Below are 13,645 nucleotides of genomic sequence, written 5' to 3'. Positions count from 1 at the left end.
GGAGCCTCAATACTACAATAAATGATGCAAACGTTTCCATTGTAATCGCTTTCATCTGTTTTTGTTTCATTCTATATTTCGAACTTATTCTCTAACTCTTGTAAGTAATTGTCGTACTTTATTTGATGGAAGCTCAAACCTGTTTATGCAAGCGTTTGCGCAATGATTGGCATCAACATCGTACCAGCTGTACCTAATCCAAGAACAGAAGGAGGTTATTTGTTTCATGAGAATGACGGTTTCAAGCAAACGAACGTGGTCCATCATCATGATTGTTTCGCTGATTTTCTCCATGCTCGGCATTCCGCCATCAACGGCCGATGCCAATAGCGCGCCAAGCCAGGTTACGCTGGTGGGGACTCTGCAATCCGAATTAGGCCATAGCGGGGATTGGGATCCGGCTGCCGCCGCGACTACCATGAACGATATGGGGAACGGAGAATACAGGTTCACCGGCAGCTTGCCCGCGGGATCGTACGAATACAAGATCGCGATCGACGGCAAGTGGGACGAGAATTACGGCTCCGCCCATTATTCCAATCCGAGCGGAGCAAACAAGGATGGCAACATCCTCATAGAGCTCGCCCAAGATTCCCAGGTTACCTTTTATTACAATCATGGGACCCACCGGATCGCGGATTCTACATACTACGCTCCGATCGAGGCGGATAAGCTTCCCCGAGTGATCGGCAGCTTCCAATCGGGCATCGGCGAAGCGGCCGACTGGTCGCCTGCGGATGCGAGATTAATCATGCAGGATTCCGATTATGACCATGTATACACGGTGACGGCCGACGTGTACGAAGGGGATCATGAGTACCAAATCGCTTTGGGCAGCGATGCGGCAAGTCCGGTTCACCCCGCTAATCGGGAGGCGCTTCAGCTGCCGCAGGACGTTAAGGTTACGTTCAGCTACGATGCGGCCAATCACGGCGTTGCCGCTCATTTCACGATACCCGCCGATCCGGGAACGCCGGTGCCGGCTAACCATCTGCGCGTCCATTACAACCGGGCTGACGCGAATTACAGGAGCGTCGGACTGTGGATATTCGATGACGTCGCATCCTCGTCCGCCAATTGGCCGGCAGGAGCAACGCCATTCCCTGGCGGGCAGCAGGACGCCTACGGGGCCTTCGTCGACATTCCGCTCAAGGACGGCGCCCAAAAAGTCGGCATCGTCGTTGTCGATCGCATCAGCGGCAATAAAGACGGCGGCGACAAGAAATTCACCCTAGCCTCGCCGGACATGAACGAAGTCTGGCTCAAGGAAGGTTCCGATACGGTATACAGCTTTGAGCCTGTTGACCTGCCGGCGGATACCGTGCGCATCCACTATCAACGGCAGGATCAGAACTATGATCCGTACGGTTTATGGTTATGGGGCGACGATGTCGCTGCGCCTTCGAAAGACTGGCCGACGGGGGCTACCATGTTCCCTTCAGGCCAAACCGACCGATATGGCGCTTATGTGGACATTCCAATGAAGCCGGGGGCCCAGAAGATTAACTTCCTCGTGCTGGATCCGGCCAAAGGAGACGCCGGCAAAGACGGAGGCGACAAAGGCTTCACCCTGGTAGACCGATACCAGCATTTGTTCATTCAAGAAGGCGACAACACCGTCTACACATCTCCGTATGGGGAAGTGCCTACCGGGTTGGTCTCGGCCGAGGTATTGGCTCCCGGAAAGCTCCAGCTCGGATTTACCATGACCGATGGTTTGGAAGCGGATACGCTGAAGAATGAGCTGCAGATTAAGAATAAGGACGGCCATCCGGCTGCCATTCAAAACGTGAAGATTACCGGAAACACGACCATCGAAGTATCGGCATCATTTCAGCTGGATCAAATACCGTTAAGCGTAACCTACGCCGGAAAAACCGTATCCGCCTCCACCGGCTGGAGAATGCTGGATGAGATGTACGCTTACGACGGCGATGACCTCGGGGCGAGTTATCAGGCTGGAGGAGCCGAGCTTAAGCTGTGGGCACCGACGGCGACCGAAGTCACCGCAAAGGTGTACAGCAAGGATGATGCCACGCAGTTTATCGGCAATGCCGCTCTCCAAAAGGGTGATAAAGGGGTATGGTCGGTTCGGTTGAAGCCGGGAGACCTCGGCATCCAAGATTTTAGAGGATATTTTTATCAATACGAAGTGACCAACAACGGCGTGACGAAAACCGTGCTGGATCCATATGCCAAATCCATGGCGCAATTCAGAGTGAACACCAAGGGCGAAGTTGGACCGGACGGCGATGCCGTCGGCAAAGCCGCAATCGTCGATTTGAGTCAAACGGATCCCGCCGGCTTGGATTTTGCGGACATTCCGGGCTACGAGCAGCGGGAAGACGCCATCATCTGGGAGATTCACGTCCGGGATTTCACGTCGGATCCGACGATTGAGAACGACCTGCATAACGCGACTTGGGGATCCTACGACGCGTTCAAAGAGAAGCTCGAATACATCAAGTCCCTGGGCGTCACCCATGTTCAGCTGCTGCCCGTGATGGCTTGGTATTACGGTGACGAAGCGGCCATGAAGAACAGGGAGCTGGATTATTCGGCCAAAGACAATGAGTACAACTGGGGGTATGACCCGCACAGCTATTTCTCCCCTGACGGTGCTTACTCCGAGGATCCTACGGATCCCGAGCTTCGCATCAAAGAATTGAAGGCGATGATCAACGCCATTCACGAGGCGGACATGGGCGTCGTATTGGACGTGGTCTACACCCATATGGCCAAGGCCGATTTCTTGAATGATATCGTGCCGAACTATTATGCATTCCAGGATGCCAACGGCAATTTCATCGGCGGCTTCGGCAACAATCTGGCGACCAACCGCAAGATGGCCGAGAAGCTGATGGTGGACTCCGTGAAATACTGGTTCGACGAATACAAAATCGACGGCATGCGCTGGGACATGATGGGCGACGCCACCTATGAAGCCGTGCAGAACGCCTATGATGCCGCTGCAGCCATCAACCCGAAAGCGCTGTTTATCGGCGAGGGCTGGGTCACGTTCGGCGGTCATCTGTCGGATCCCTCCCTGGCAGGCAAGGGCGCGGACCAGAATTGGATGGATAAAACGGACGACGTCGGCGTTTTCTCCGATGAGTTCCGCAACGAGCTGAAATCCGGCTTCGGCAATGAAGGCGAGCCTCGATTCATTACAGGCGGCGCGCGCGACATCCAAACCATTTTCGACAATATTAAGGCGCAGCCGAGCAACACGAAGGAAGACGATCCGGGTGACATGGTTCAATACATCGAAGCCCATGACAATCTGCCGCTGTACGACATTATTGCGCAGTCCATCAAAAAGGACCCGTCGGTTGCGGCGAATGATCTGGAGATCCATAAGCGCATTCGCCTGGGCAACCTGCTCACCTTGACCTCGCAAGGAACGGCTTTCCTCCATGCAGGACAGGAGTACGGGCGGACCAAGCAATGGCTGGGCCCAGGGGTTCCCGAGCAGAAATACCATGAATTAGAGGACGAGGCAGGAAACCGCTTCGGTTATTTCATCCATGATTCCTACGACTCCTCCGATGCCATCAACATGTTCGATTGGGAGAAAGCGACGGATGAAGCCAAATATCCGGAGAATAACAAGACGCGTGAATATACGACCGGACTGATCGAGTTAAGAAAATCGTCCGACGCTTTCCGTCTCGGCGATCAGTCGATGGTGAATTCGAACGTAACGCTGCTGCAGATTCCCGAAGTAAAGGCGCAGGATCTGGTCATTGCTTATAAGAATAAAGCGACGGACGGAACCGGACATTATTATGTGTTCGTTAATGCGGATAACGTGTCGAGAACGTTGACGCTTAACGAGGATCTGAGCTCCGGCACGGTGGTGGTCGATAACGATGAAGCCGGCACGACCAGCGTCAAAGCGAAGTCCGGCTTCAAGTTAACCTCCGGCTCGATCACGCTTGAGCCTCTGACGGCCGTTGTGATCAAGACGGACGCCGCGGCGGCCGTACTCCGCGCGATATCGGTAGATCAAGAAAGTTACTCTTTGCAGACCGGTAAGACGCATCAAACCGCGGTATACGCTGAATACGAGGACGGCAGCAAACGAGCCGTAACGAAACAAGCGGCTTATGCATCCAGAAACCCGCAGGTGGCATCGGTAACGGCCGCAGGCGTGGTGAAGGGAGTCTCGGAAGGAACGGCGGTCATAACCGTTTCCTATCGGGGGTTCCAGAAAGAGATTACCGTAACCGTTACAGCCGATGAAGTGGACAATAAACGGTATGTGCAGCTTAACTACATTCGGCCGGATCAGGATTATGCGGATTGGAATTTGTGGGTTTGGAATACGGGGGTAAAGAACGATCAGATCGACTTTGAAAAGATAGAGAATGGCGTGGCTACCGTACAGATTGAGGTGGCACCCGAAACAACAGGCGTTGGTTTCGTTCTGCGCAAAGGAACGAATTGGGATACGGCCAAGCAGGATATCCCGGATGACCGGATCATTCCGCTTCAGCTAGGCGAGGCCTTCACGAAGGTGAATGTGACCAGCATGGTGCATGAGCTGGAGATTTTGCCGAGCATTACGGGGCCGACGCTTGAAGGCGGTAACATTACGTTCCATTATCGGGACGATCAATTGTTCAGGGACGGCCGGATGGATAGCATCTCTGACGTGAAAGTGAAGATTAACGGGAAGCTGGAAACGATGGTCTACGTTCCTGACAAGGAATGGTTCAGTTATACGCTTAAGGGCGTTGCTCCCGGAACGTACGAATACACGTTCATCGTCAATCATAACGGAACCACGAAGGAGGTCACCGATCCGAAAAACACGGTGAACGGAAAGTCGCAGGTGGTTTACCGCGATCCGACCGTGACCATCGGGGCGAAGGTAACCCCTGGTTCCATCTCTTATGATGAAAATGCGGTGCTAAAATTGAATGTAACCTCTTCGGAGCCCGTTGCTTACAAGGAGGCGTTCGTCGACCTGACGGAACTGGGAGGACCGACCCGAGCGAAGGTTGATACCGAGCTGCTGGAGCACAGCATTGCCGTAAAGGATACGGTCACGGCCGGCAGCAAGAAAATTGGAATCACGCTAGTCGACCAATACGGCAATAGGCATACCGGAGAAGCCGCGGTAACGGTGAAGCCAAGAATCGCAGGCGGCAAACTCGATTTCGATTGGGACGAGGCGCGCATTTATTTTGTGCTGACCGACCGTTTCATGGATGGGGATGCTTCCAACAATGCAAATGTTGACAAGGATCACCCGGAAGCCTATCATGGCGGGGATTTCAGAGGACTGATCGATAAACTCGATTACATCGAGGATCTGGGCGTGAATACGCTGTGGATCACGCCGATTGTGGATAACATCGATTTCAATCAGGGTGCAGGCTTCGGCGGCAAGCAATATGCGTATCACGGCTATTGGGCCAAAGATTTTACGAAGATCGATGAACATTTGGGCGATCTGGATACTTTTAAGGAGCTAATCGATAAGGCGCATGACCGGGGCATCAAAATTATGGTGGACGTCGTGGTCAACCATACGGGATATGGCCTGAAGCCGGGAGACAGTGCGCCCGGTATCACGCAGGAAGATAAGGACCGGTTCAAAGATATGCTCCGTACAGACGGTCTGTCGGCCGATACGGACCCGATCAAAGGCGAATTAGCGGGGCTTCCTGATTTCATAACGGAGAATCCGGCTGTTCGCCAGCAGATCATCGATTGGCAGGCAAGCTGGCTGGAGCGTGCCAAAACCGACCGCGGGGACACGATCGACTACTTCCGCGTGGATACGGTGAAGCACGTGGATGAAACGACATGGAAGACGTTCAAAAATGCGCTGACCCACCTCGATCCGAGCTTCAAAATGATTGGCGAATATTTCGGAGCCACGGTTGACAGCGATGGCGGAACGCTTCAGAGCGGCCAGATGGACAGCTTGCTGGACTTCGGCTTCAAAGGAAAGGCCAAGGAATTCGTGAACGGCAGCGTGGAATCGGTTGAGGCCTACCTGGCTGACCGCGAATCGAAGCTGGATAACACCCGAATGATGGGGCAATTCCTAAGCAGTCATGACGAGGATGGCTTCCTGTCCCACTACGTGGATGGCGACAAGGCAAAGCTGATGGCGGCCGCAGCGCTGCAGATTACATCCAAAGGCCAGCCGGTCATCTATTATGGCGAAGAGCTTGGGCGCTCCGGCAAGAATGCCGGTAAAATGGAAAACGGCGAATTTTCCGAGAACCGCGGCGATATGCCATGGGACCAACTGGAGGCCGAGAAGAAGCTGCTCACGCATTACCAGAAGCTCTTGAACATTCGAGCGGCAAACTCGAAAGTATTTTCAAAAGGAACGCGCACATCCATTGCGGCTTCGAATGCCGATGGTTATATCGCATTCGACAAGCAGTATAACGGAGAGCATATCGTTACCGCGATTCATGTGAAGAACGAACCGAAAGAAGTCGTCCTGCCTGTGCCGTTTAAGGCGGGCAGCAAGGCGAAGGACTTGTACGGCGGCAGCGTGTATAACGTAACGGCCGATCAGAAAGTGACGCTGACGCTCCCTGCCATGTCGGATGGCGGTACCGTCATTCTGGCTGCAGTGCCAACTGAAGGCGGCGGCAACGGCAGCAACCCCGGCAGTGGAAACGGAAGCGGAGGAGCAGGCGGCAATCCGTCTACCGATCCGGGAACGAAACCAAATCAGGGTCAGCGGATCGTTAACGAAGAATCGCTGCGCGGTGGGCAAGAGAAAGTGACGATTCAGCTCGGTGCCGAGGATATCGAAGTTCTCCTGCCGCTGACGGCAGGGGATATTCTGGGGGCGAAGCCGCTGGAGATGAAGCAGGACGGCGTGACGGTACAGCTTCCGTCGGCGCTGCTCAAAGCGCTGCGCCAGCTCGTACCGGCCGAGCAGGCTAAGGATGCGGTCATCTCGTTTAAGCTGAAGGAGGTTGGATCGCAGACAGCCGCCTCTCTCGTAGCCAAAGCAGCTGCTGCCGGGAAGGCTAAACTGAAGCAGGGCAGCAAGATGTACGAATTAGATCTTAACGTCCGTACGAAAGACGGCAAGGCATATAAGCTGGAGCATTTCATAGCACCTGTAACGATTGCCTTTCCCGTCGACAGCGCCATTCACGGCGAGCTGGCCGGCATCTACGGCATTTCGGAATGGGGACCATTGAAATATGCCGGCGGCAAGCCGGTAAACGGGCAGCTGACGGCTGAAGTCAGTCAATTGAGCTACTATGCCGTGCTGGAATACGACAAATCGTTTGCCGACCTTGCCGGCCATTGGGCGGAGCAAGCGGTAAAAGAGTTGACAGCCAAGCATATTGTGAATGGGACCAGCGATACGAAATTCAGTCCGCATCAGCCGCTGACGCGCGCGCAGTTCGCCGCGATGCTCGTTCGTGCCCTGGGCCTTGAAAGCACCCAAGACACGACCTTCACGGATGTGGACGGCGATGCATGGTATGCTTCGGCGGTTGCGGCGGCTTCCCAGCACGGGCTGGTGAACGGCAGAGGCAAGGAGACGTTCGCGCCGAACGCGGCCATCACCCGCGAGGAGCTGGCCGTGATGCTTTATCGTGCTTACCAGACCAAGGGGGACGCTTCCTCTTTAGAGGAAGCACCGGACCTGAAAGATAAGCAGCAAATTTCTTCATGGGCACGCCAAGAGGTGAATGAAGCCTTGGCCCTTGGCTTGATGAAGGGGCATGCCAATGGCATGTTTACGCCTCAAGCCAAGACCACCCGTGCGGAAAGCGCGCAAGCGATGCTAAATCTGTTGGATCGACTGCAGTAATTCCGCCCATCCTGCCGATTCGTGCAACGCTGGAATGGGGTTAGAGAGCAGGTTCGGACGGGAATGACATGGGTCGAGTCGCAATGAAACAATCTTTCGGAAACGCAAGAAGCCTGGACATGGATACATGTCCAGGCTTCTTTTTCGTACATGAATGTAAATGAATACACGGCGGGGGGGCCTATCGAACTTTGGCGTAGTTCACGTTTCACTAGCTAGATGACGGCTGAGGGGGACTGGAGCCGGATGATCTCCTTCATGAGCTTTTTCAGCATGACGGATGCTTTGACCTTAACAGGCAGGCTGTCCGAGACATGAAGCTGGTAAGCGCCTTGCATAATGGCATCCTTAAGCTCGGCGGCGGATTCGCAAGGCATTTGCAGCTCGTTATAGACGCTTCCGAATTGGAGGCATTGATGCGTATCGCTTCCCGCCGTAACAGGTTTGCCGAGATCGGCGGCGAAACGTTGAACCTGATCTTGATTGGCTTCGCTGCCGTATTGGTACATATCCTTGGCATTGAGATCAAAGGCGTCTAGGCGGCTCAACTGGCTGCGCGTGAGATGGTGGAGCGGCGTGTTCTCCCGGAACGGATGGGCTCCGATCTTGAGCAGCGGGAAGCCTTCGGCCAAGTCCATCAGATCATCGAAAGGGATGAAGGCGCCCTTCTCCGTATACCCGTCCAGGCGACGGCGGGTTTCCAGAATGAACTCCTTCCGGCCGATCAGCAGAATGTGTCCGGTTTCCCGGATGTCCACTTCCATCCCCGGAAAGATCTTCAATCCGCCTGCATCGTAGTATTCGCCATTATAGGGAAACATGCAGTCAAGCTGCCGGTACACCTCGTCAAAATGGCGCGTGTTAAAATGCTCGGTCAAAGCGAGCGCATCAAGTCCGTTGTCCAGCGCCTCCCGGATCATCTCCTCATAATAATTTTTAGAGAAATCGGACGCTTTGGACAATTTGGCGTGGGTATGGAGATCAATTTTCATATTCGAACACTCCTTGTCGAAGTCAGTAATTTTAAGGTTAGCCGAACCAGAACAATAATGCGGTATATGCTGCCGTTCCGATCAGGAACACCACATCCCGCGCCGACAGGGTCAGGTGGGACAGCTTCAGCTTCTTGGCATCCGGATTCTTCATGCCGTAGGAGAACCCGCGGGTCTCCAGCGCTTCTACCGTCGTGCGGGAACGCTTGGCGGTGGCCAGCATCAAAGGGAAAAAGGATAGCATCAGCAGCTTCATGTAATAGGACGCGAGCCGCCAGTAGAGAAAACCGGGATGTTCCGGCGCTTTTCCCCGAAGCCGGTAAGAAAGCAGCACATGGCGAAATTCTTCGAACAATACGGGGAGTATCCGATAGCCGTACGACAAGCTGAACGAGAAGGCGGCAGGCATGCCGAGCGCAAGCAGGCCGTCGCTGATTTTCTCGGGATCCATGCCGGAGAACACCGTAATGCTCGCAAGCGATACAACCGACAGCTTTAAAGTGAGTTTCAGCAGCGGAAGCGCCGAGCTGACGTCCCCGCCGAAAAAGAGGGACACCACGAACAGCCAGCCGACCTGGCCGATCAGGCCCAAGCAAAGTACGACGATAATAAACGGTGTAACCCGCGACAGAATGGTGGTGACCACCATCATGAGAAACAATCCGGCCAGCACGGTCATGCTTGAAATAAACCAGGGCGCTATAGCAAAGAACAGGTACCAGATCAGCATGCATCGGGGATCGAGCCGGGAAAGGGCGGCATGGCCGCTCCCGTAGGCGGTATTCATCAACTCGAGTTGAATCCGTTCAATCGACATCTTGTTAAACCAGTTGCGGACTAGCTGCATGGCAGTGAATCTCCTTTCCGCTTAGAATGCCGTATATATGGCGGGCAAACTCGTCCGGCGAGCTGGTCGCGGATACGACACCCAGCCTTATAGATAAATCCATCATCTGGGTCGGTGCGAGGCCGGCCCGGGAAATAAGCTCCGAATCCCTGAAAATCTCGGAGACGGTGCCGTCGCCGGCCACGACGCCTTGATTCAAGACGATCACTCTGGTCGCCCATTCGTGAACCAGCTGCATATCATGGGTGGCGATGACAACGGTACGGACATGGTCCTCCAGCTCCTGCAGCGTATCCAAAAGCTCTTCGCGAGTGGACATGTCCAGATTGGCCGTCGGCTCATCCAGCAGAATCAGCTGGGGCGTCATGGCAGCTCCAATTGCCAGGGATACGCGGCGCTGCTGACCACCGCTGAGGAGACGGGCATCCCGTTCCTTGAGAGGCTGAAGCCGGAAATGGGTCAGCATGCGATGAACCCTATCCTCGGCTTCCGGGTGACGGCGGCTCTTCAAGCCGTAAGCCACTTCTTGATACACATTGTCTTCAATGAACATATCCTCGGGATTCTGGAAGACGTAAGCCACGTTAGCGGATATTTGCTCCATCGATACATCTTTGGTATTCCTGCCCATGATTGAGACAGAGCCGCCGGAAGGCTTGGCGATGCCGGCGATCAGCTTCAGAAGCGACGATTTGCCCGCGCCGTTGTTGCCGACAAGCGCGATGCGTTCGCCTTCATACAGGCGAAGATCAATGCCTCGAAGAACCTCGTGCTCCGTTTTATGAATCGTTCGGTAGCGGAGTACGGCATGGTGGAACTCCACCAGCGCACCATGCTCCCCTTGCCGTTCTGATTCATCGCCCTGCTGGATGCGGTGCTGGTCGGAATCTGGGTCCTTCGCGGTTGAGTCAGCAGATGAAGCATCATCAGCTCTTGCGTCGGTTGTTGGATGATCAAGCAGCGACAGGGTATCCGCGTGTCTGTGCAGAAGCTCTCCAAAATAGACTTCTGCTTCCTCAGCCGTAATAGGGTAAGGCTGCTTCAGCTGATTTCCGGACAATCCCATAGGATGAGAGCCGGAGACGTCCGTTATCGAGTGCCCATCCTGCGGACTGCCGGAGGCCATGCCGCCCTTCAGCAGAATCGCAGACAGCTGTACCGCGGCTTTGGTCACCTGGGGCGGCTGGATGCCCAGCCGCTCCAGATCATCAAGGCTGTTCAGCGCTTCAATGACCGGGCGCTGCCACAGCACCTTCCCCTTCTCCATCAGGCACACTTCCTCGCAGTAGTCGGCAATAAACTCCGCATGATGCTCAATCACGATAACGGTCTTTCCATGGACCTGATTCAATTGGCGGAGCACATCATACACTTGCCTGGCGTGCTGGGGATCGAGCTGGGATACCGGCTCATCCACCACGAGAATGTCCGGTTCCAGCGAGAGGGCTCCCGCCAAGGCCAGCAGATGTTTCTGCCCTCCGCTCAGTTCCCATATATAACGGTCCTTCAGATGGGTTAATCCGCACATATCGAGTGCCCTGGCGCCCATGGTCCGGTAGTCCGAAAGCCCGTAATTGAGCGGAGCGAAATGGGCTTCATCCATGACGGTGGGGCGGACCAGCTGGTTATCAAAATCCTGATAGACATACCCCACCATGCGCGATAGCTCGGAGACTGTCCGATTCTCGGCGGAAACCCCGCAGATTTCGACGGTACCGGTGAAATCGCCTGAATAATAGTGGGGAATCAATCCGTTGAACAGCTTGCAGAGCGTGGATTTGCCGCAGCCGTTCCCTCCGATGATCGCCGTAAAGCTGCCGCGGCGAATATGAAGGGAAGCTTCCTTCAGCACAGGCTGCTCCGAACCGGGATAGGCAAAGGTGACGCCTGCGATTCGGATGGCCGGATGGTCATGAACGAACGGATTAGGCATAAGGCGGGTTCTCCGGCATTTTCTCTTCCTGAAGGCCGCGGTTTCTTCTGGCCCGCATGAAAGCCAGTACGGCAACGGCCACGATGGCGGCTGCACCGATGCTGATCCAGATCGCGCCGATGCCGAACCGGTCTGCAAATCCGCTGTCCCACTCGCCGAGGTTCCAGTCCGTTTCCGAAAGGGATTCCGCTCCGAAGGCAATCAGTGCCAAAACGATTCCAGCCAGGACCAGCTTGGGCGAGACGATGCCGGCGGCTTCGTATTGGGTAAGCTTCTGGCGGGGTTTGATGCCGAGCAGCGGCTCGATTTTTCCATACAATCTTGGAACCAGATATAATGTAGGCAGAAGAGCGAACAGAATGCCGGAGAACAGCACATCGTTCAGGAAACCGATGCCTTCGACAAGGACCACGCTTTGTGCAAGCCCGGGCACGGCTTCGAATTCCTCGACGCCGATCCAGACCTTGCCGATATCCACCAGAGAGCTGCACAGCTGGTGGATGATGACGCCCGACATGGCAGCGATGCCGACCTGAGCGCGGCTGAGGGGGTTTTTGACCAGACGGCCGGCAACGTACATGGCGAAGGAAAAGGTAAGAAACTTCTCCAGCTCTCCGAGACCGCCGAATTGCCCGAGCATCAGTTCACCGAAGATAACCTCGCCGAGCGCAGCCCCTACAGCAGCATAAAAAGGATGAAACAGCATGCAGAGGGTTAGGGGAATGAACGCGAAATATTCGACCGAAAGCTCGATCGGACCCAGGCGAAACGCGGGAATGAGCTCGGTGAACATGTTGGACAGGCCGTACAGCGACATGGACAGCACGAAAATCATCATTTTCTGCGAAGAGGTCAGGGTATAGACCCGTGAATTGCTTGCCATTAGAGAGAAGCCTCCTTGGGAATGGGATTTGCTATCAGTATAGGAGGCGATTATTAAAATGAACGGAGTACTATGTCAACGCATTGTAATATTTTTTACAAAAATATAATCATGAAATAAAATTTACATAACAATCACGGCGTATGATGAACTCATGCTCAATTACGATGATTTCATTGCAGAAGGAGTGCAGCATCATTGAAGAATTGGTTTCCCGATACATCCGGGCTGTCGCCGAGCCAGCTCAAAATCGCCGATTTTATCGAACGTAATCCCGAGGAGATGCTGTTCATGACCGAGCAGGAAATCGCCGACAGGCTTGGCACCAGCATTGCGACCGTTTCCCGGTTTTGGCGTGCCGTCGGGCACGAGAATGCCAAGGCGTTCAAGCTGAAGCTGCGGGAATCCTCGGATACGACGCCTGCCGTAAAGCTGGAAAAAACGATATCCCGGCTGGACGCGTCCAGTCTGCCCGCGAAAATGCTGGAACAGGCGAAGCATCATCTGCAAGACACGATGGAGAAGAACCGCCCGGACGAGCTGGAGGAGGCAGCCCGTCTAATGGCCTCGGCAAGACGCGTGTATGTGCATGCGCCTGGTCCGTCCCTCTCGCTGGGCGAGCTGTTATCGTACCGTTTATCCCGGTTTGGCATGTCGGTGCGAATCATGTCCGGCAGCGGTCATGAACTGCTGGAATCGCTCGCGCATGTAGAAAGAGAAGATGTCGTACTGCTCTTCAGCTTCACCCGGATGCTCCCGGAAACGGAGGTCATCCTGGACTGCGTAAGCCGCGTGCAGAATGCGGCGATCATGATCACGGACCGGGAGGACTTCCGGTATGGAACGCCCGCGCAGATCTCCTTTTTTGTCAGTCGGGGGGATATGGGCGAATTTCATTCCATGGTGACGCCATTGCTGCTGATCGAGCAGCTCATTCTGAGCATGGGCATGCTGAATAAAGAGAAGGTGCTCGGCAAGCTGGATTACTTGGGCGAGTTGCGGGCCCGATATGCGGATAAGCTGCCCAGAGGCAAAGCTTGAAGGTTTATAGTCCCCGGGAGGCCATCCCTAATAGAAGTCGTTCAGGCGAGCCCTGAAGGACTTTTTTTGTGTCTTTTGTCGCAGAACCATTGGATTATTTATGTAATTTTGATATAGTTACCCTACCTCTATGAACTTG

Annotated in this window: 6 protein-coding genes; 2 read left to right on the top strand and 4 right to left on the bottom strand. The window is 54.6% G+C overall.

The window, feature by feature from the left end; all coding sequences use genetic code 11:
* The first annotated feature begins 226 nt into the window (after positions 1–226).
* Entirely contained in the window at positions 227–7,810 is a 7,584-nt protein-coding gene (locus JNUCC32_RS23360) for a pullulanase (protein WP_192570000.1), read from the top strand.
* A gap of 215 nt (positions 7,811–8,025) precedes the next feature.
* Here the strand turns inward: JNUCC32_RS23360 and JNUCC32_RS23355 are convergent, their stop codons facing one another.
* The 4 genes from JNUCC32_RS23355 to JNUCC32_RS23340 are packed head-to-tail and all read right to left on the bottom strand — an operon-like array spanning position 8,026 to position 12,465.
* Positions 8,026–8,802 carry a PHP domain-containing protein gene (locus JNUCC32_RS23355; RefSeq protein WP_192569999.1) on the bottom strand — a complete coding sequence of 259 codons (777 nt, stop codon included), beginning with the start codon at positions 8,800–8,802 and terminating at the stop codon, positions 8,026–8,028.
* Positions 8,803–8,839: 37 nt separating this feature from the next.
* Complete coding sequence (locus tag JNUCC32_RS23350) at positions 8,840–9,649, bottom strand: energy-coupling factor transporter transmembrane component T family protein (RefSeq protein WP_192569998.1); 810 nt, start codon at positions 9,647–9,649, stop codon at positions 8,840–8,842.
* Positions 9,624–11,582, bottom strand: a complete 1,959-nt coding sequence (locus tag JNUCC32_RS23345) for an ABC transporter ATP-binding protein (RefSeq protein WP_192569997.1) — start codon at positions 11,580–11,582, stop codon at positions 9,624–9,626. The genes JNUCC32_RS23350 and JNUCC32_RS23345 overlap by 26 nt, the downstream gene beginning before the upstream one ends.
* Complete coding sequence (locus JNUCC32_RS23340; RefSeq protein ID WP_192569996.1) at positions 11,575–12,465, bottom strand: DUF8171 family membrane protein; 891 nt, start codon at positions 12,463–12,465, stop codon at positions 11,575–11,577. Before JNUCC32_RS23340 ends, JNUCC32_RS23345 begins: the two co-directional genes overlap by 8 nt.
* 198 nt (positions 12,466–12,663) lie before the next feature.
* Here JNUCC32_RS23340 and JNUCC32_RS23335 point away from each other — a divergent pair, with 198 nt between their 5' ends.
* Complete coding sequence (locus JNUCC32_RS23335) at positions 12,664–13,506, top strand: MurR/RpiR family transcriptional regulator (RefSeq protein ID WP_192569995.1); 843 nt, start codon at positions 12,664–12,666, stop codon at positions 13,504–13,506.
* Positions 13,507–13,645: the final 139 nt, after the last annotated feature.

The organism is Paenibacillus sp. JNUCC32 (assembly GCF_014863545.1).
Taxonomy (GTDB): Bacteria; Bacillota; Bacilli; order Paenibacillales; family Paenibacillaceae; genus Paenibacillus_AQ; species Paenibacillus_AQ lautus_A.
The sequence above is the reverse complement of the archived record's forward strand: the minus strand, read 5'-3'. Positions and strand labels throughout refer to the sequence as shown.